This window comes from Neolewinella antarctica, assembly GCF_011927835.1.
Lineage (GTDB): Bacteria > Bacteroidota > Bacteroidia > Chitinophagales > Saprospiraceae > Neolewinella > Neolewinella antarctica.
The window spans coordinates 397,450-421,109 of record NZ_JAATJH010000005.1 but is presented as its reverse complement, the minus strand read 5'-3'; the positions used below and the strand labels follow the sequence as shown (position 1 = coordinate 421,109).

Genomic DNA, 23,660 nt, shown 5'->3' with positions numbered 1-23,660 from the left:
GTATATTTGTGCTGTTGGAGTGAGACGATTTTGCTGACGCCTCACTTTGATCGACACCTTGTTTTAACTTTTGTTACTGAGCCCTTTACTTTACTACGACTAGACCACTCGCTTAAATTTCAACTCACTTAGTAAGGTGAATCAGGTTCCAAATTTTGTTCCCTGAAAAGGCTTTAGCACATCGCGTCCTGGAGCTTTGCCATTTTTAGGAGCTTACTGGCTAATTCTACACTACCATAATTACGGTAGCAATTGAGATGTGGCCAGTTGACGGACCTAGCCACCAGCAACTCTTAGAGCTTAGGTAGGTGGATTATCAAAACCCTAATAACGTATGAGAATTTTTCTACTATTTGTGTTCTTTCTGTTGTCTTTTACTTCACTTGATGCTCAACAATCCTGTACTTGTGAAGTAGCACTTTTGCCAACCGTAACTTCCAATGGATGTGACGATGGAGAAATAAGCGTACGGGTGTCGGCTCGGACTACGGGTTCGTGTACTACTGCTAGAATAGAGGGAGATATAACTCTAAGAGGACCCAATGACTTTAGTCGGACACTATTCAACAGCAGTGGTGTCTCAGTTTTTTCTAATCTCGCCCCGGGAAACTATTTCGTAACGGGTAGTTTTCAGGCCAATGGTGGTGGTGGTGGTGGTGGTGGTGGTGGTGGTGGTGGTGGTGGTCAACAAGAAATTGGAAGTGCTACAAGTTGTATCGTTACGAGCGACGATGGGCCAATAATAGTGGGCGCCGCCGACAACACCATCACCGACACCGGTCAGGGCTCATACTGCGGAAATGACCCAGGCAATATTCCAATCACTGGAACTACCATAGTAGGAGGAACCTATCGGTGGGAAGTTTTTTGTTCTAGTGCTCAATCATTCGTTCCTACACGTGCTAGTTGGTGTGTAATCCCCAGTGCGACGGGTCGCGATTACGTGCCGGCGACGACTGGATTCACAAGAAGCTACCGACGAGTTACCCTCGCCAGTGGCTGTGGCGGTGGTATTTCTAACGTAATAACAAGAGTAGTTGAACCCACGCCCACCGCTACGTCAGTGGCTAGTTGTTCCGGCAGCACGACCGGGCGAATTTCTATCAATTTACCCAGCACGGGCTATACCTACCGGTGGGCAAATAGTAGCTCGACCAGCCGCGTAAGAGACAACCTAGCTCCTGGCCTGTACCCCGTCACCATTACGCAGACGACCGGCCCCGCGTGTACCTTCGACGTGACCTACCGGGTCGACGCAAGATCGGGAGTAACGATCAATTCAACCAGTAATGGCACTTCGGTTGGTTCGGATCGATGTAACGGAAATGGCTTTATCAACTTAAGCGTAGTCAACAGCGACAACAGTCAATTAACGTACAGTTGGACAAAAGATGGTAGCACCGCTACCTGGTCCACCCAGGACATCAGTGGCCTGTCCTTCGGTATCTACCGCGTTACGGTAACCAGCGCAAATGGTTGTAGTGCTAACGCAGTCTTTACCGTACGCGATAATGGACTCCGAATAACGGCTACCTCCCCCCCCTCCACGGCGCAGTGTCCCGCAACCGAGATCGACTACCTTACCGCCACCGGCGGTAGTGGAAACTACGTTTATGAGTGGCGCAAGGACGGTGCATTCTTCTCAAACAGCCGCCAGATATTTAATCTGCTGCCCGGAAGCTACGTACTCACCGTCAACAGTGGAGACTGCTCGGTGACGCGCAGCCCCATCGTCATTGAGCCATCAGACATTAAAGTCATGGGTAGTGACGCCAGTGTTTGTGGAACCGGTAATGGGACCATTAACATAACCGCGTCGGGCGGTTTAGTCGCGGACCCCGCCGACGACGGAGGCGGTGGAAGCAACAATAACTACACCTACCTATGGCGGGATGCTTCGGACGGCACACAGGTAAGTACGGACCAAAACTTCACGGGCCCTCCCGGAATTTACACGGTCGTCGCTACCGAGAATAGCGGTAGTCGATGTAAATCGGTTCCCACGACCTTCAGAATTATCGCCCAGCCCGAACCCGTAATTAGTACTGACTTGGTAGAAAACGTAGACTGCAAGGGTGAAAGCACTGGTGCGATCATCCTGCGGGTCAGTAATGCGGTCAATCCAAGTTTCCGGTGGACCCGTACGGGGACGTCGACGACTTACACTACGAAAAATCTCGATAATTTGCCCGCGGGCCAATACTGCGTCACCGTAACCAACGCTGGCGGTTGTAGCGATTCCGGGTGCTTTACCATTAGTGAGCCCAGCGATGCATTAGCGGTTACCCTTAACCGCCGTCAACCCACCTGTGGCCAATCGAACGGCCGTCTCAGCGCGGTGGCTAGTGGTGGCACGGGTGGTGCAGCTGGCATCTACAGCTACCTTTGGAGTAATAATCAGACGGCTTCCACCATTTCAAACCTCGCAGGTGGCGTTGAGTATTGCGTCACCGTGCAGGACCAAAACGACTGTAGCCGGGTAGCGTGTGCGACCCTTCGCACCAGTTCTGGCCTCACGGCTACTGCCAGTACGAGTACCGCTAGTTGCGGAGCAAATAATGGCTCCGTTAACGTGAACGTAACGAGTGGTAACGGTAGCTATACTTATATCTTGCGCAACGCCGGTGGCGATGAAGTAAACCGATCTGCCGTAACGACGGCCACTAGTTACACGTTCAACAGCCTTGCCGCTGGTGATTATAGCGTAATTGTAACCGACGGCAGCAGTTGCTCCACCACCCTAACTGACCTCTCCGTCTCCCGCAGGGCGAACCTCACTATTTCAGGCACCAGTCCTACCGTATGCGCCGGCACATCGGGCCAGATCAACATTAACGTCTCCGGGGGGACGGGGAGCTACACCTTCCGGTGGTTTAGAGGTACAACCGAAGTGTCGCAGGTAGAAGATCCCGTGCTTGCCGCGGGTAGTTACATCGTGCAGGTAACGGATCAGGGTGGATGCCGTCGATCCGCTGATTTCAACGTGAGCACTTACCCAGACTTCACCCCCACCCTCACCCAAACCCGCCTCATCTCCTGCAACGGCGTCTGTGACGGGCGGGCATCCGTAAGCATCCCTGGCGGAACGGATGGTTACACTTTTTCTTGGAACGGTCAGGTAGGCGGCAGCTCCCTCGGCGGTTTTTGTGCCGGTGACTACTCCGTAGTAATTACCAGCCCTAACGGCTGTCGCAAAACGCTGCGCGGCACCTTTACCGAGCCGAGTCCGATCACGCTCGATTTGCGGGTTTCCGCTTCTACCTGTGGCGAAGCCAACGCCCGCATCACCGCCATTCCCGGTGGCGGGACGGGTGGCTACACCTTCAACTGGGCCGGGGGGCAGACGTCAGCAACTATCAGCAACCTGACTGGTGGCACGGAGTACTGCGTCACGGTTACTGATGCGAACGGTTGTCCGATCACCAAGTGCGCGACCCCCGGCGGGAGCAATGCGCTGGCGGCGAGCTTCACCACCACGGCGGCAAAATGTGGTGCGGATAACGGCCGGGTTACCGTCAACGTCACCGGAGGACGACCGACTTACACGTACATTCTTAGCCGTTCCGACGGCGGAGAGGAAGTGGCCCGGGAAACGAATGCGCCGACTGAAAGCTTCACCTTTTCCAACCTGGCGGTAGGCAAGTACCGCGCGCGCATCGTCGACGGAGGCAGCTGCGTAGCTACCCTGGAAGAAATCAACGTTCCCGGTAGCTCCGCCATCACCATCCGTGGCTCCGACATCACCGTCTGTGCCGGCCAAACCGGACAGCTTAACATCACCACTTCGGGGGGCGGCGGAGGATTTACTTACAGTTGGTTCGACGGTACGGACGTAGTATCCAATGAGCAGAACCCAATCCTCGGCCCCGGCGACTACACGGTTACCGTGCGCAGCAGAGACTGCCGGAGGTCCGCTAATTTTAGCGTCAACACCTACCCAGATTTTAACCCAACCCTAACCCAAACCAGCCTTATCTCCTGCAACGGCGTTTGCGACGGGCGGGCCAGCGTGAGCATCCCCGGCGGGACGGATGGCTATACCTTTTCCTGGAACGGTCAGGTGGGCGGCAGTTCTCTCGGTGGCTTCTGCGCCGGCGATTACTCCGTCGTGGTCACCAGCCCTAACGGCTGCAGCAAAACGCTGCCCGGCACCTTTACCGAGCCGAGTCCGATCACGCTCGATTTGCGGGTTTCCGCTTCTACCTGTGGCGAAGCCAACGCCCGCATCACCGCCATTCCCGGCGGCGGGACGGGTGGCTACACCTTCAACTGGGCCGGGGGGCAGACTTCAGCAACTATCAGCAACCTGACTGGTGGCACGGAGTACTGCGTCACGATTGCTGACGCGAACGGTTGTCCGATCACCAAGTGCGCGACCCCCGGCGGGAGCAATGCGCTGGCGGCGAGCTTCACCACCACGGCGGCCAAATGTGGTGCGGATAACGGCCGGGTTACCGTCAACATCACCGGAGGACGACCGAGCTACACGTACATTCTTAGCCGTTCCGAAGATGGTCAGGAGGTAGCGCGGGAAACGGACGCGCCGACTGAAAGCTTCACCTTTTCCAACCTGGCGGTAGGCAAGTACCGCGCGCGCATCGTCGACGGAGGTAGCTGCGTAGCTACTTTAGAAGAAATCAACGTTACCGGCAGTTCCGCCATTACCATTCGTGGTTCCGACATCACCGTCTGTGCCGGTCAGACGGGGCAGCTTAACATCACCACTTCGGGGGGCGGCGGAGGATTTACTTACAGTTGGTTCGACGGTACGGACGTAGTATCCAATGAGCAAAATCCGATCCTCGGACCCGGCGACTACACGGTTACCGTGCGCAGCAGAGACTGCCGGAGGTCCGCTAATTTTAGCGTCAACACTTATCCAGATTTCAACCCAACCCTAACCCAAACCCGCCTCATCTCCTGCAACGGCGTCTGCGACGGGCGGGCCAGCGTGAGCATTCCCGGCGGCACGGACGGCTACACTTTTTCCTGGAACGGTCAGGTAGGCGGCAGCTCCCTCGGCGGTTTTTGTGCCGGTGACTACTCCGTCGTGGTGACCAGCCCTAACGGCTGTCGCAAAACGCTGCGCGGCACCTTCACCGAACCCACCCCCGTCACGCTCGCCTTGCGGGTTGTCGCTTCTACTTGCGGCGAAGCCAATGCCCGCATCACCGCCATTCCCGGCGGCGGGACGGGTGGCTACACCTTCAACTGGGCGGGGGGTCAAACGTCAGCTACCGTCAGTAATTTAACCGGTGGCGTAGAATATTGCGTCACGGTTACTGATGCGAACGGTTGTCCGATCACCAAGTGCGCTACTCCTGCCGGGAGCAATGCGCTGGCGGCGAGTTTCACCACCACGGCGGCCAAATGTGGTGCGGACAACGGCCGGGTTACCGTCAACGTCACCGGAGGTCGACCGACTTACACGTACACTCTTAGCCGTTCCGACGGCGGAGAGGAAGTGGCCCGGGAAACGAATGCGCCGACTGAAAGCTTCACCTTTTCCAACCTCGCAGTCGGTAAGTACCGCGCGCGCATCGTCGACGGAGGCAGCTGCGTAGCTACCCTGGAAGAAATCAACGTTCCCGGTAGCTCCGCCATCACCATCCGTGGCTCCGACATCACCGTCTGTGCCGGCCAAACCGGACAGCTTAACATCACCACTTCGGGGGGCGGCGGAGGATTTACTTACAGTTGGTTCGACGGTACGGACGTAGTATCCGATCAGCAGAACCCAATCCTCGGCCCCGGCGACTACACGGTTACCGTGCGCAGCAGAGACTGCCGGAGGTCCGCTAATTTTAGCGTCAACACCTACCCAGATTTTAACCCAACCCTAACCCAAACCAGCCTTATCTCCTGCAACGGCGTTTGCGACGGGCGGGCCAGCGTGAGCATCCCCGGCGGGACGGATGGCTATACCTTTTCCTGGAACGGTCAGGACGGCGGCAGTTCTCTCGGCGGTTTTTGTGCTGGTGACTACTCCGTCGTGGTGACCAGCCCTAACGGCTGTCGCAAAACGCTGCGCGGCACCTTTACCGAACCCACCCCCGTCACGCTCGCCCTGCGGGTTGTCGCTTCTACTTGCGGCGAAGCCAACGCCCGCATCACCGCCATTCCCGGCGGCGGAACGGGTAGCTACACCTTCAACTGGGCGGGAGGGCAGACTTCAGCTACCGTCAGTAATTTAACTGGTGGCGTAGAATACTGCGTCACGGTTACTGATGCGAACGGTTGTCCGATCACCAAGTGTGCTACTCCCGCCGGGAGCAGTACGCTGAACGCAAGTTTTACCGCCGCCGACACCAAGTGCGGAAGGAATGATGGCCGCGTCACCTTCACCGTCGCCGACGGACAAGCAAATTATACCTACGTCCTGCTCCAAGCTAACGGTGATGAAGTAGCGCGCGAGACGGACGCTGCGGACTCCACTTTTACCTTTTCCAACCTTGCCGAAGGTAATTACCGAGGAAGAATTGTCGACGGAGGTGGGTGTGAAGTACTAGTAGAAAATATTGAGGTTGGCGGCAGTTCCGCCATCACCATCAGCGGCTCCGACATCAATGTTTGCACCGGTCAAACCGGGCAGTTGAACATCACCGCTACGGGGGGCGGTGGCTCACTCACCTACAGCTGGTCCAACGGCAAGGAAGAAGTATCCGATCAGCAGAACCCGATCCTCGGACCCGGCGATTACACGGTCACCGTACGCAGCAAAGACTGCCGGAGGTCCGCTAATTTTAGCGTCAACACCTTCCCTGATTTCACTCCAACCCTAACCCAAACCCGCCTCATCTCCTGCAACGGCGTCTGCGACGGGCGGGCCAGCGTGAGCATCCCCGGCGGGACGGATCGCTACACTTTCTCTTGGAACGGTCAGGACGGCGGCAGTTCCCTCGGCGGTTTTTGTGCTGGTGACTACTCCGTCGTGGTGACCAGCCCCAACGGCTGTCGCAAAACGCTGCGCGGCACCTTTACCGAACCCACCCCCGTCACGCTCGCCCTGCGGGTTGTCGCTTCTACTTGCGGCGAAGCCAACGCCCGCATCACCGCCATTCCCGGCGGCGGAACGGGTAGCTACACCTTCAACTGGGCGGGAGGGCAGACTTCAGCTACCGTCAGTAATTTAACTGGTGGCGTAGAATACTGCGTCACGGTTACTGATGCGAACGGTTGTCCGATCACCAAGTGTGCTACTCCCGCCGGGAGCAGTACGCTGAACGCAAGTTTTACCGCCGCCGACACCAAGTGCGGAAGGAATGATGGCCGCGTCACCTTCACCGTCGCCGACGGACAAGCAAATTATACCTACGTCCTGCTCCAAGCTAACGGTGATGAAGTAGCGCGCGAGACGGACGCTGCGGACTCCACTTTTACCTTTTCCAACCTTGCCGAAGGTAATTACCGAGGAAGAATTGTCGACGGAGGTGGGTGTGAAGTACTAGTAGAAAATATTGAGGTTGGCGGCAGTTCCGCCATCACCATCAGCGGCTCCGACATCAATGTTTGCACCGGTCAAACCGGGCAGTTGAACATCACCGCTACGGGCGGCGGTGGCTCACTCACCTACAGCTGGTCCAACGGCAAGGAAGAAGTATCCGATCAGCAGAACCCGATCCTCGGCCCCGGCGACTACACGGTCACCGTACGCAGCAGAGATTGCCGGAGGTCCGCTAATTTTAGCGTCAACACCTACCCTGATTTCACCCCGACGCTAACCCAAACTAGACTCATTTCCTGCAACGGCGTCTGCGACGGACGGGCCAGCGTGAGCATCCCTGGCGGAACGGACGGTTACACTTTCTCCTGGAACGGTCAGCAAGGCGGCAGTTCCTTCGGCGGTTTCTGCGCCGGTGATTATTCCGTCGTGGTTACCAGCCCCGATGGCTGCAGCAAAACACTACGCGGCACCTTCACCGAGCCGAGTTCAATCACGCTCGACCTAAGCGTTTCCGCTTCTACCTGCGGTGAGAATAATGCGCTCATCACCACTACCCCCGGCGGCGGAACGGGTGATTACACTTATCTGTGGTCTAATGGATTGACAACCTCTACCATCAAAAACCTAGCCGGTGATGTGGAGTACTGCGTCACGGTTTCCGACGAAAATAACTGTTCGATCACCAAGTGTGCTACTCCCGGCGGGAGCAACGCGCTGGCGGCGAGTTTCACCACCGCCGATACCAAGTGTGGAAGGAACGACGGCCGCGTTACTTTCAACGTCACCGATGGACAAGCAAATTATACCTACATCCTGCTCCAAGCTGATGGTGATGGTGATGGTGATGGTGACGGTGATGAAGTAGCGCGCGAGACGGACGCTGCGGACTCCAGCTTTACCTTTTCTAATTTAGCCGAAGGTAATTACCGAGGAAGAATTGTCGACGGAGGTGGGTGTGAAGTACTAGTAGAAAACATCGAGGTCCGCGGCAGTTCCGCCATCACCATCAGCGGCTCCGACATCAATGTTTGCACCGGTCAAACCGGGCAGTTGAACATCACCGCTACGGGTGGCGGTGGCTCACTCACCTACAGCTGGTCCAACGGCAAGGAAGAAGTATCCGATCAGCAGAACCCGATCCTCGGCCCCGGCGACTACACGGTTACCGTGCGCAGCAAAGACTGCCGGAGGTCCGCTAATTTTAGCGTCAACACCTTCCCGGATTTCACCCCTACCCTGACCCAGACCCGCCTCATCTCCTGCAACGACGTTTGTGACGGGCGGGCCAGCGTGAGCATCCCCGGCGGAACAGATGGCTACACTTTTTCCTGGAACGGTGAGGACGGCGGCAGTTCCCTCGGCGGTTTCTGCGCCGGCGATTACTCCGTCGTGGTGACCAGCACCGATGGCTGTAGCAAAACACTACGCGGCACCTTCACCGAGCCGAGTCCGATCACGCTCGACCTAAGCGTTTCCGCTTCTACTTGTGGGGAAGCTAACGCTAGCGTCACCGCCGTTCCCAACGGCGGAACGGGTGATTACACTTATCTCTGGTCCAATGGCTTAACAACCTCTACTGTCAAAAACCTAGCCGGTGGTGTGGAGTACTGCGTCACGGTTTCTGACGAAAATAACTGTTCGATCACCAAGTGTGCCACTCCCGGCGGGAGCAACACGCTGACCGCAAGTTTCACCACCGCTGACACCAAGTGTGGAAGAAACGACGGTCGCGTTACTTTCAACGTCACCGACGGACAAGCAAATTATACCTACATCCTGCTGCGTACTAGCGGCGACGAAGTAGCGCGCGAGACAGCCACCGTAGACTCCAGTTTTACCTTTTCCAACCTTGCCGAAGGTAATTACCGAGGAAGAATCATTGACGGAGGCGGGTGTGAAGCACTAGTAGAAAACATCGAGGTCCGCGGCAGTTCCGCCATCACCATCAGCGGCGCTGACATCAACGTCTGCGCCGGCCAAACCGGGCAGTTGAACATCACCGCTACGGGTGGCGGTGGAGCACTCACCTACAGTTGGTCCAACGGCAAGGAAGAAGTATCCGATCAGCAGAACCCGATCCTCGGTCCCGGTGACTACACGGTTACCGTACGCAGCAAAGACTGCCGGAGGTCCGCTAATTTTAGCGTCAACACCTTCCCCGATTTCACCCCCACCCTAACCCAGACCCGCCTCATCTCCTGCAATGGCGTCTGCGACGGGCGGGCCAGCGTGAGCATTCCCGGCGGAACGGATGGCTACACTTTTTCCTGGAGCAACAACGAAACCGGCGCTACCGCCACTCAACTCTGTGCCGGCCCGTACCAGGTTCAAATCACCAGCCCGGATGGCTGTACCGAAACCTTACGCGACACCCTAACGGAGCCCGAGTTGCTAGAGCTTACTTTGTCGAGTACGCCAAGCAGCTGTGGGCAGGCTAACGCCCAGGCAAGCGCAAATGCCTCCGGTGGAACACCGGGTGCTGGCTATACCTACGAGTGGTCCGACCAAGCCGGTACTACCCAAACCGTAGCTAACTTAAAGGGTGATACTGAATACTGCGTGACCGTCACCGACGCAAATGGCTGTGAAGTATCCGGCTGCGTTACGCCGGCTAGCACGCCCGAACTTATCGTTACGGCCGCTAGTGATCAAAACGCCAGCTGTGACCAAAACAACGGAACCATCACGGCAACCGTAACCAGCGGTACGCCCGACTACACCTATATTTTACGCGATGAAGGTGGGGAAGAAGTGACCCGCAGTCAGCGCACTTCGGTAGCCAACTATACTTTTTCGGATCTTGATGATGGTACCTACGTCATCGTAGTACTTGATGGCAACGATTGCAGGGAGCGGGTAGCCAATGTGGCAGTAAACCGTACTCCAGGGATTACCATCACGGGCCGCGACGTGGAAGTCTGCCCCGGCGAGCAGGGCCAGTTTAACGTCGGTATTTCCGGTGGGGACGGTGATTACTCGATTGTCTGGACCAACGAAAAGGATACCGTCGCTACCGAGCGGAACCCGACTTTACCCGCCGGCCAGTATACCATCAACGTTACCGACGGTAACGAATGCACCCAGTCGAAGCGCTTAGTCATCACTCCGTTCGAAGACTTTGGCGGGCGCATCCAACCCATCAACCTGGCATCCTGCGCCCGCGCCTGCGATGCTTCCCTGCAAGTGGTTGGCCTGAATGACCGGTACGAATACACTTACTCCTGGAGCAACGGGAGCGACACCGCCACGGCAACCAACCTGTGTAGCGGCCCCGTCACGGTAACCGTGACCAGCGACAAGCAGTGCGTCGAAGTCTACACGTTCGACTTGGCTGACCCCGCCGAATTTACCGGAGAAATAACCGGTAACGTCAGCCTCGATTGCGCCACCGACCAGACCAGCCTAACCGCCGAAGTACGGGGAGGAACGACGCCCTACCGCTACGAATGGTCCGGAACCGACGCCAGCGGTGCCACGGCCACCCAGCTTTCCGCAGGTGAATATGGCGTCACGGTCACCGACGATAACGGCTGTTCCGTAGCGCTCAGCGCGACCGTTACCGCGCCGGATGAACTGGTCGTATCCGTCGAAGACGTCACCGTCGACTGCGCCGGCGAAACCGCCACGCTCACGGCAATTACCGTAGGCGGCACCAACCCGTTCGCATACTTCTGGGACGATAACGAAACTGCTTCCGGCCCTCAAATCGACGCGACCATCGGCCTACACGCCGTCCGCGTCGTCGACGCTAACGGTTGCGAACAAATAGACAGCGCCAGCGTGCTCGACACCCCCGCTTTTGCCGTTGAATGTAGCGGCGACACCGTCAGGACACGCGGCGGCTCCGACGGGACCATCTCGCTCACCTTCGTGAACGGCACCCCTCCCTTCCGTTACCAAATCGCCGACCGCGCGCCGGTGTTCACCAACTCACGCACCGTACTGATCGACGATGATTTGCTGTCCGTCGGTACTTACGTAATCACCGCGACGGACGGCAATGACTGCTCCGCGACCGACTGTGAAGCCACGATTCCCGACCTAGAATGCACGCTTGCGGTGACGAGAAGCATTCAAAATGTCAGCTGCTTCGGCGAGGCGACCGGTACCATCTCGTTGGACATTTTAACGGATGCCACTAGTTACGCGGTCGTGTGGACGAACGACCAAAAAGAGGTCTTTTCCACCGAGGACGAGGTCTCGAACCTATCCGCCGGACTGTATTCAGTAGTAGTTACCGACGCCACCAACTGTCGTTTTTCCCGGACCTTTACCGTCGAAGAACCCACCGAACTAAGCCTCGTTTGCCAGGCTACGGCAACTACTGATGTAGGGGGAAATAACGGTTCGGTTTCGCTCGCCTTCGGAGGCGGTGTTGCCCCCTATTCTGTCTACGTCGACAGTACTGATCAACCCATCGCTACCCAGTTAACGGACACGTTCGTTCTGCGGGACCTTACGGCCGCGACCTACGTGCTTCGAATAGTTGACGCGAACGATTGTAGCACGGAGTGTACGTCCGTCGTTACCGACCCGGCGTGTAATTTGAGCGTCGACGCTACCTCCACGGACCCGTGTTTCGGCACGACGACCGGGGTGTTGGACCTGACCGTTACGGGTGCTACCGGCGGGGTCACTTACGAGTGGTCGAACGGAGCTACGAGCGAAGACATCACCGGCCTGAACGGTGGTGATTACACCGTTACGGTGACCGATGAAGCCAATTGCGTGGTGGTAAGAACTTTCTCCGTCACCCCGCGCGACGAACTCATCATTTCTTGTTCGCCGCGGCCGACGACTTCCGTCGGCACGTCTACCGGCAGGGTGGTGCTGACCTTTGGCGACGCAAGCCCTCCCTTCGTAGTGCGGGCTTACCTCGACGATGAGCTCATCGAATCCCGCGCCGACATCAACGCGGAACGGTACGTTTGGAGAAACCTCGCCGCCGGTACTTACTCGTTTGAGTTCACTGATTCAACCGGCTGCTCGTCAGCCGCCTGTACCTCAACCGTGCTCGACCCGGCGTGCGACGCCCCGCCCACCATCGGGGTGGCGACGACGGACGTGACGTGTTTCGGTGGCAGCGATGGCTCGCTCGAACTGACGGTCACCGGAGATTTTCCTCCTTACGTTATCACTTGGGCCGACGAAACTGCCGGTGCCGTACTGTCCGATCTTAGCGTAGGCACCTACGCGGTTACCGTTACCGATGCGCGCAATTGTAGTACCGTAGCAAGCTACGAAGTTGGCCAACCTACTGAACTCGTCGTTAGCGGATCAACCCAGCAGCCAGCGGCGGCCGACGGGGCGGGTAGCGTCGAACTCACCGTCTCCGGTGGCACTCCTCCTTACTCCGTTTTCGTAAATGATGAATTTTTTGGCGCGGACGCGGGTGCCATGATCTTGGTAAGGCCACTACCCACGGGCGAGGCTTATACCATTCGGGTAGTAGACAGCCTCGGCTGTGCGGGTGACCGGGCGACGTACGTGAGTGATACGATCACCGCCGTTGCCTGCGCGCTGGAAGTCAGTTTGGCTACGCCACCGCCGTTCACTTGTGCTGGCGAGCCCGTCCAACTCACCGCGACCGCCACCAACGCGGTGGGTACCCTAAGCTATGTCTGGAGCACGGGAGAATCCGGTCCGGAACTCAGTAGTATTACCGTACTGGAAGCCGGCCGCTACGGCGTGACCGTTACCGACGCGGCGAATGATTGCGTAGCCGAAACCGCCGTTACGATTAGTGACCCCGCTCCCACACCCATCACCGCCACCTGTGACAAGACGGACGCGCTGATCGAGTCCGGAACGGGTTCGGTTACGCTGACCGTTAATGGTGGCACCGGGCCGTACACGGCCGTCGATACTGACACTGGCGATACGACCACCGTCACCGAACTCAACCAAATTCTCGTCACCGGCCTCGCCGTGGGACCGTACGACCTCAATTTCACCGTTACCGACGTTAATGGTTGCGAAGAACAGGTAAGTTGCTCGGGTACGATCGACGTTGACCCAGCAGACTGTACTGACAATTTCGTCGTCACCCTCACGGCGGACGACAACGTACTGGACTGTGCGGACGCAGCGACCACCCTGACGGCTTCCGTTGCGGGCGCTACGGGCGAACTCTCCTATTCGTGGAGTGAAGCCTCGGGCGAATCCACCGAAAATACCATCGAAGTAACTGGTGCGGGAAGCTATTCCGTCACCGTGACCGACGCGGCTACGGGCTGCGTTGACTCGGCTAGTTTGACGATAACCGCTCCCGCAATCATTGCCGCTACCTGTGAAAAGACGGATGCGCTGATCGAGTCCGGTACTGGTTCGGTCACGTTAACCATTACTGGTGGCGCCGCACCCTATACTGCCAGCAACGACGGTACCGGCCAAACGGCCGTTGTGACCGAATTGAATCAGATTATTACCGCTGACCTACCCGTAGGTCCGTACGCACTCAGTTTTACCGTAACGGACGCCAACGGTTGCGACCGGCAGGTTAGTTGCACGGGCGAAATTGGGGTCAACCCCGAAGATTGCGCCAGTAACTTTGCTGTCTCCCTTACGGCGGACGATAATGTGTTGAATTGCGCTGATGGATCGACCACGCTAACAACCTCCGTTACGGGCGCTACCGGCGAATTGACCTACGCGTGGAGTAACGGACGGGTGGCGGTCGACTTAGCTTCCATTGAGGTAACCGGTGCGGCAGATTATTCCGTGACCTTAACCGATGCGGCTACGGGCTGCGTCGATAGCGCGAGCTTAAACGTAACCGCACCCGCCCCCATCACCGCTACTTGCGACAAAACGGACGCGTTCATTACGGCCGGCACCGGTTCGGTAACACTGACCATCAACGGTGGTACCGCACCGTATACCGCGATCGATGATAGCACCGGCCAGGCAGCTTTCCTTACCGAACTAAACCAAGTTATAGTTGACCTGCCGACGGGTCCGTACGCCCTCAGCTTTACCGTAACGGATGCTAACGCTTGCGAACAGCAAGTCACCTGCTCGGGCACGATTGAAGTCGACCCGGAAGATTGTGCCAGCAACTTCTCCGTCTCCCTCACGGCGGATAGCAACGTGTTAGCGTGTTCGGATGCCTCTACTACACTAACGGCCACTACTACCGGAGCCACGGGTGAACTAACTTATGCGTGGAGCGACGGGCAACAAGCGGTTGACTTGACTTCCGTTGAGGTGACCGGTGCGGCGAGCTATTCCGTTACGGTCACGGACGCAGCTACCGGTTGTGTCGATAGTGCCAGCCTGGTAGTTACCGCACCCACGCCCATCACCGCTAGTTGTGACCAAGTAAACGCATTCCTTGCGACTGGAGCCGGCTCGGTAACAATGACCATCAGTGGTGGCACCGCACCGTACACGGCGGTCGATGACAGCACCGGCGAATTAGCTACCGTTGATGACCTAAACCAAATCACCGTCACTGACCTACCCGTAGGGCCGTACACGCTCGACTTCACCGTAACGGACGCTAGCGGCTGCGAACAGCAGGTTAGTTGCTCGGGGGAAATCAACGTCGATGCGGAGGACTGTACCAGTAATTTCTCCGTCACCCTGACGGCCGACAATAGTGCACTGGAGTGTTCGGACGGATCAACTACGCTGACGGCGGTTGTCACCGGAGGTACGGGGGAACTGACCTACGTATGGAGTGACGGGCAGCAAGCAGTCGACTTAGCTTCCATTACCGTGAACGCAGCGGGAAGCTATTCCGTCACGATTACCGATGCAGCCACCGGTTGCGTTGATAGCGCGAGCGTTTCCATCACCGCCCCCGTTTCCATCACCGCTACTTGCGAAAAAACGAATGCGCTAATCGAGAGCGGCACCGGGTCGGTCACCCTAACCATTAGCGGTGGTACCGCACCGTACACGGCAATCAATGACGGCACCGATCGGGTGGCCACCGTTACTGAATTGAACCAAATTGTTACTGACTTACCCGTCGGCGCGTACGAACTCAGTTTCACCGTCACCGACGCTAATGGCTGCGAACAACAAGTCAGTTGCTCGGGCGAAATCGAAGTCGACGAAGTAGATTGCGCTAGTAACTTCTTCGTCTTCCTCACGGCGGATAGTAATGTGTTGGACTGCTCTGACGGATCGCCCGCGCTAACAACTTCCGTTACGGGAGCGATTGGCGAGTTGACCTACGCCTGGAGTAACGGACGGGAGGCAGTTGACCTGACTTCTATTGTGGTGACCGGTGCGGCAAATTATTCCGTCACGGTAACCGACGCGGCGACGGGTTGCGTTAGCACCGACAGCGTAGAAATCACCGCGCCCACCCCCATCGTCAGTACTTGCGAAAAGGTGGATGCATTCATAGAAACAGGTACCGGTTCGGTCGTCCTGACCATTAGTGGTGGCACCGCCCCCTACGCAGCGATCAGTGATAGCACCGGCCAAGCAGTTACAGTTACCGATCTGAACCAAATCATCACTAACGTATCCGTAGGACGGTTCGACCTCAGCTTCAGCGTCACCGATGCTAATGGCTGCGAACAGCAGGTTAGCTGTTCGGGTGAAATTGAAGTCGAAGGGGAAGATTGCGCTGGCAACTTCTTCGTTACCCTCACGGCGGAAGACAATGTCTTAGACTGTGCGGAAGGAGCGACCACGCTAACGGCTTCCGCTACCGGAGCTAAGGGTGAGTTAACCTACGCGTGGAGTGACGGGCAGCGAGCGGTTGGTTTAACTTCAATTGAGGTGACTAGCGCGGCAAACTATTCCGTAACGGTCACCGATGCAGCCACGGGTTGTGTCGATAGCGCCAGTTTAAAAATTACCGCGCCCACACCCATTACCGCTACCTGCGATCAAATTGACGCACCAAGCGAGAACGGCACTGGATCCGTCACGCTGGCCATCAGCGGCGGCACGGTGCCTTACGTAGCAATCGATGACCGCACTAATCAGACGGCCACCGTTAACGAGTTTAACCAGATTATCGTCACAGACGTACCCGCGGGAGATTATGACTTTAGCTTCACCGTAACGGACGCTAACGGCTGCGAGCAGCAGGTTAACTGTGCGGGTACCATCGGCGTAGACACGGAATATTGTGTGAACACCTTTTCCGTTATTCTTACGGCGGAGAACAATGCCCTGGATTGTGCGGACGCAGCGACAGTACTGATGGCTTCCGTAACGGGAGCTACCGGTGACCTAACCTACGCGTGGAGCGATGGGCAGCAGGCAGTTGACTTGGTTTCCATCGATATAAATGGAGCAGCGAGCTATTCCGTCACGGTTACTGATGCCGCTACGGGCTGCGTTGATTCAGCAAGCTTAGTCATCACCGCCCCCGCACCCATCACCGCTAATTGCGAAAAGGTGGACGCGCTAATCGACAACGGCTTCGGTTCAGTTACGCTGACCATCAGCGGTGGTACAGCACCATACACGGCAATCAACGATAGCACTAACCTAGCTGCTATGGTTACCGAGCTGAACCAGCTCGGTATTACCAACCTACCCGTAGGAGCTTACGCACTTAGCTTCACCGTCACAGATGCTAATGGCTGTGAGCAACAAGTCGTTTGTTCGGGCGAAATATTGGTTGACCCAACAGATTGTACGAATACTTTTTCCGTCGACTTGGTGGCGAACGAGAATGTACTGGATTGCTCGGATGGATCGACCACCCTGGTCGCTACCGTAGCAGGGGCAACCGGCGCACTGACTTACGCCTGGAGTGACGGACAGCAAGCAGTTGACTTGAGTTCCATTCAGGTTTCTGGAGCAGCGAGTTACTCCGTCACGGTCACTGACGCCGCTACGGGATGCGTTGATAGTGCAAGTATATCAATTACCGGCCCCGCTCCCATAACGAGCAGTTGCGATGAAACGAACGCGCGCATTGAAGCTGGTGCTGGGTCGGTCACACTGACCATTACCGGTGGCACGGCACCCTACTCGGCAATCGACAATAATACCAATCTAGCTGCCACGGTTACCGAACTGAACCAGCTTGTCGTCACCGGCCTACCCGTAGGAGCTTACGAACTCAGCTTCACCGTCACGGATGCCAACGGCTGCGAGCAGCAAGTCGGTTGCTCGGGCGAAATTGAAGTCGAGGAGGAAGATTGTACCAACAACTTCTCCGTCACGCTTACGGCAGATACTAACGTACTGGATTGTGCTGACGGACCGACCACCCTAATCGCTACCGTAGCAGGAGCAACCGGTGAACTAACTTACGTCTGGAGTGACGGACAGCAAGCAGTTGACTTGAGTTCCATTCAGGTTTCCGGAGCGGCGAGTTATTCTGTCACCGTTACGGACGCGGCTACGGGGTGCGTCGGTACCGATAGCATCGTGATCACCGGCTCCGCGCCGATCACGAGCAGTTGCGATAAAACGAACGCGCGCATTGAAGCTGGTACCGGGTCGGTCACGCTGACCATCGCCGGTGGCACGGCACCCTACTCGGCAATCAATGATAGCACCAATCTAGCTACTACGGTTACCGAACTGAACCAGCTCGTCGTCACCAGCCTACCCGTAGGAGCTTACGAACTCAGCTTCACCGTCACGGATGCCAACGGCTGCGAGCAGCAAGTCGGTTGCTCGGGCGAAATTGAAGTCGAGGAGGAAGATTGTACCAACAACTTCTCCGTCACGCTTACGGCAGATACTAACGTACTGGATTGTGCTGACGGACCGACCACCCTAATCGCTACCGTAGCAGGAGCAACCGGCGAACTGACTTACGCCTGGAGTGACGGACAGCAAGCAGTTGACTTGAGTTCCATTCAGGTTTCCGGAGCAGCGAGTTACTCCGTCACGGTTACTGACGCCGCTACGGGATGCGTTGATGGTGCAAGTATATCAATTACCGGCCCCGCTCCCATAACGAGCAGTTGCGATAAGACGGACGCGCTAATCGAAGGCGGCACCGGATCGGTTATACTCACCATCAGCGGCGGCACGGCACCCTACACGGCGATCAACGACGTCACCGGCCAAGCCGCGGCTGTTACCGAGCTAAACCAGATTACCGTTACCAGCCTACCTACGGGAGATTATGTACTCGACTTCACCGTGACGGATGCAAACGGCTGCGAGCAGCAAGTCGGTTGCGCGGGTACGATTGAAATTGATGCGGAAGATTGCGTGAACACCTTCTCCGTGATCCTTACGGCGGACGACAACGTCCTGAATTGCGCGGACGGATCAACGGTCCTGACGGCTACCGTTGCGGGAGCCACGGGAGAATTAACCTACGCGTGGAGTGAAGAGCAGCAAGCAGCCACGTCGGCTTCGATAGAAGTATTTGGGGCCGGTAACTATTCCGTCACGATTACGGACGCGGCCACGGGCTGTGTTGATTCGGCAAGTTTAGTCATCACCGCACCTACCGCCATTACCGCCGCCTGCGATAAGACGGACGCGCTAACCGAAACCGGTACGGGATCGGTCACGCTGACCATTCGTGGTGGCACGGCACCCTACACGGCAATTGACGAGTCCACCAACCAGGCCGCTACCGTCACCGCAATAAATCAGATCAACATCTCTGGCCTAGACGTAGGGACATACCGGGTCAGCTTCACCGTAACGGACGCAAATGGTTGCGAGCAGGAAGTCAGTTGCTCGGGTGAAATTGAAATTACGCCCGCGGATTGTGCCGGCACTTTCTCCGTCACCCTCACGGCAAATGATACTGTCCTGGACTGCGCGGGCGGATCGACTACGCTAGTTGCTTCCGCTACTGGAGCCACGGGGGAATTAACCTACGCGTGGAGTAATGGCCGGCAGGCAGTTGGCTTGTCCTCCATTGAAGTCACCGGCGCAGCGGATTACTCCGTTACGGTAACCGACGTAGCTACGGGTTGCATTGATAGCGCCAGCATCACGGTCACCGCCCCAGTAGCCATCACTACCGACTGCGAAAAAGTGGACGCACAAGCTGAAGACGGCACCGGAGCGGTCACCCTGACCATCAGCGGCGGAACCGCACCTTACGTAGCGACTAATCTCAACACCGGTCAAACGGTCGTTGTCACCGCGCTAAATCAAATAACCGTTACCGATCTTGCGGTAGGACCGTACGATCTTAGCTTCACCGTGACGGACGCCAGCGGCTGCGAACAACAAGTCGGTTGTGCGGGCGAAATCACTATCGACGCGGCGGATTGTGCCGACAGTTTTTCCGTTACCCTCACGGCAAGCGATGACGTGCTGGACTGTGCGGACGGCTCGACTACGCTGACGGCGTCTGTTGCAGGAGCCACCGGCGAGCTGAACTACGCGTGGAGCGACGGGCAGCAATCTCCCAACCTGACGTCCATCGAAGTCACCGGGCCGGCGAGCTACTCCGTCACGGTAACGGACGCAGTTACGGGGTGCGTCGATAGTGCGAGCATAACCATTACCGCTCCGGCAACCCTTAGCTACGCATGTAGCACTACTCAACCATCGGTGGCGGGGGGAACCGGAGCTGTCGTCTTCCAACTCGCCGGCGGCACCTCACCCTATGGGGCCGTAGACCAAGGTGGGCAACCACTTACGGTAGACGAAAATCAGCAAGTCACCATCGACGGCTTGCCGAGCGGACCGTACAGCCAGACGATCAGCGTAACCGATGCGAACGGATGTACGCTGGTCATGACGTGTGAAGGTGTTATTCAGGCGGTCGTAGACTGTAGCACGTTGCTGGTTTCAATCGAGGCGGAAGGCGAACTGATTTGCCCCGACGATTCAATCGCACTGACCGCAACGGTAGCGGGAGGAAGCGGGCGCTACGGGTACTTGTGGTCCGACGGACAAACCAGTAACCGGATCGACAATTACCGGGGAGGTAATTACGGCGTCACGGTAACTGACCTGGAGACGGGCTGTACCGACTCTGCTTCACGAACCAACCCCGCACCCGCGGCCCCCGCCCTAATCTGTACGCCAATCAATGAATTAGTAAGCACGGGCAATTTTGCGCCCAGCGGTGGTGCCCTAATCGGCATCGAAGGGACCAACCCACCGTACTCCGTAGCCTACGCAGGCAACGATTACTTACTGGAGAACGGTCAGACCTTTGCCGTTGCGGGCCTTCCCGTGGGCGACTACGCCATCGAAGTGGTCGTCACCGACGCAAACGGATGCGTGAGTGACTTGACGTGCAGCGGCACGATTACCGGCGAGGCCGACCCGGCCTGCGAGGAGGTAGAGTACAGTCTCGAAGTCACCCCCGTGACCTGCAACGATGCGGCCAGCGGTCGCTTCGAAATCGAACTGACCGGGGGCACGGCGCCCTACCAACTGCGGTATTTCCCCGCGGTCGGCACGGTGACCGGACCAATAACGCAGGACAACGGTAACGTACGCTTTGAGGTAAATGGCTTATCCGCCGGAAGCTACAGCGTTGACTTAACGGAAGCCGGTGGGTGCCGCCGGATCTTACCCGTAGAGATCGAGACGCTGGCGCCACTTGAATTAGTTTGTACTTCGGATACCTTACTGCCGGGTGAGCGAGTGGGTCAGATTCAACTCTCCTTGGCGGGGGAGTCGGGGCCCTACACGCTCTACGTGAATGAAGTTCTCTTCGGAAGCATCAGCGCCGGCGCCAGCAGCGTACCCAACCTGTTACCGGGTGACTATACGCTCCGGGTTGAAGATCGCTTTGGTTGTTCCACGAGCTGTACTGCTAGTATTCTTGGTGTAGACTGCACGCTTTTGTCGCCACAACTAGTGGCGGAAGGCTTTGATTGCGCGGATGATTTGGGCAGCATCGCGGTATCTCTTCCCGGGGTAACAATCACTAATTACCGCTGGAGCACGGGTGCCACCTCACCTACTCTGACCGGCGTCAAACCCGGTACGTACCGCGTCACCCTCACGACGGAAGACGGCTGCACGCTCAGCAATACCATTACGATCGACCCCGTTGATCCGCTCGTAGTGACCGCAACGGGATTCAATACCTCGGTGGCGGGCGGGCGAGATGGCAACATCCGGATAAACATCGGTGACGGTAACGGCCCTTACGTGATAAGCCTAGCGGGCACGACCGTTAATGGTGAGGTAATCGACAGCGCGAGTACGAGCGACGTAGCCGACTTTACCATCGACGAGCTTACCGCCGGGCAGTACACCGTCAGCGTCCGTGACGCCAATGGCTGCCGGGCCACGGCACGCGCTACCGTCGGCAACGGTTTCTGCGAGGATTACTCCGTCACCTGCGCCGTGGAACCGGGCACAAAAACCGCCCTCATTCGCTTCTCCGGTGGCGCACCGGTGTACAGGGTGAGGGTAACCTCCGGAGGTGAGCTTGCGCTCACGACGGAAGTCAGCTCCGACAGCATCGTGATCAGCGTCGGAGACGACGGCGTCTACGAAGTGACGGTAACGGACGGTAACGGCTGCGAGCGCGACTGCAGCTTCACCATTGCAACGATCGAGTGTGAGAACCCCGAAGTATCCGTCACCGTAGACCAACGTCCCACTTGCGACGAAGCCAATGGTCGGTTGACCGTTGACTGTACCGACTGTGATAACTACAGCAACGACGGAGGTCTTACTTTCCAAAGTAGCCCCGTTTTTGACGGGCTGTCCGCGGGGATTTACCGAATCGTCGGCCGCATCGGTACGACTGGCTGTACTACGGCGCGCACCGTCTCACTTGAATCACAGACTCTCGACGTCGAGTTCCGCGCTTACGCTGAGTTGAACGCGGACTGTACGGACGGTGGTGACATCGTGGTCGAAAGCATGGACGCCAACCTGCTCTACAGCATCGACGGTATCAATTTTGCGGAGGTCAATCGCTTCCCGAATCTAGCTCCGGGCACTTACGTCGTGACCGCTACGGACAGCGTTAACACTTGCTACCAGAGCTACGACACGGTCGTTATCGAAAGCTTTGAACCGCTGCGGATCGTCGTCGTACAGTTCCTCGACGCCGCCTGCTTTAACGAACCCGGCTTCCTGGCCCTCTCCGCCACGGGTGGTGACGGCGACTACACCTTCACCTGGGACGGCGAGCAGGGCACGCCCGAGCGTGGCGAGTTGTTCGGTACAGTTGCCGTAGTCGTCACCGACGGCCGGGGCTGCGCGGCCAACAGCAGGTTCACGTTTAACAGTTTCCCGGTTTTCACCCTGCTGGACAGTCTGGTTGCCGACCTGGATTTCTGCGGGGATACGATTGCGGAACTCGACCTGAGTACCGTGATTACCGCAGGGTTTGCGGTGGAATGGAGCTTGCCCGACGGGACCGTCCAGCAGTCGCCCCGGCTTCAATCCGGCGTGTCCGGCTTACACACCGTGCGCATTACGGACAGCGACACCGGTTGTAGTTTGGAGCGGGAGTTCGACGTCAACATCGCCCGGGAGGGATCGATTGAACCCGACATTCTCTTTGCTTCCAACTACGTGATGGGCAGCAACGGCTTGCTCGTGATTGACATCACTGATTCGCTACCCGACAGCAGCACGTGGGAGCTCGACCCGGGCGTAGAGATACTGCGCATTTCCGACGACGGCCGCCGTGCCTGGTTGGAGTTCGCCGCACCCGGTGAGTACTCGATCGGGATCGTGTCTAGTTACGGCGGTTGCACCGTTTCCCTTTACCGGACGGTCACCGTTACGGAGGCGGACGCTACCGGCGGAGGCACGGTAACCCTGGGTGATGACGTGGTGGACACTAAGCTGTGGCCTAACCCGCACCGGGGTGCCTTTCAAGTTGATCTTGAACTGCGCGAGGAGATGGACGCCGAACTGTTTATTATTAACCAAGCAACCGGGCAGGTTGTGGAAAGACGGGTACTACGCGGGGAAGAGAACTACCGGGAAGTCCCCTTCGACCTGGTTAACCGTATGGCCACGGGGCTTTACATCATGATGGTGCGCGCCGGGGAGACGACCGTCATCGTGCCGCACGTTCGGATGAATTAAGGGTTGATTCCTTTATTTGGTGAGTCCCCGGTTAGCTGATTTTAGTCAGTTGGCCGGGGATTTTTTGTTTTACAAACCCCGGTCTTCGGTACGCAAAGATTCGGTTCGGTACCGTAGTAAATAATCTGGGCGCGGTCCCGATAGCTATCGGGAGTGCCACGTAGTTGGGAAAGGAGACAAACCGTCTCGCCCGGTTTACGGCACCTTACCGTGAGTTAATCGTTTTCTGGCCCATAACCCTGCACCCGCGACCGCGCCAAAAAAAAGCAACGAAGCTGAATTATAGCGCACGCAC

Annotated in this window: 1 protein-coding gene; it reads left to right on the top strand. The window is 57.4% G+C overall.

Features of this window, described 5'->3' with window-relative positions:
- Window positions 1–1,063 precede the first annotated feature (1,063 nt).
- Complete coding sequence (locus GGR27_RS15645) at window positions 1,064–23,365, top strand: SprB repeat-containing protein (RefSeq protein WP_168038992.1); 22,302 nt, start codon at window positions 1,064–1,066, stop codon at window positions 23,363–23,365.
- The last annotated feature ends 295 nt before the right edge of the window (window positions 23,366–23,660 follow it).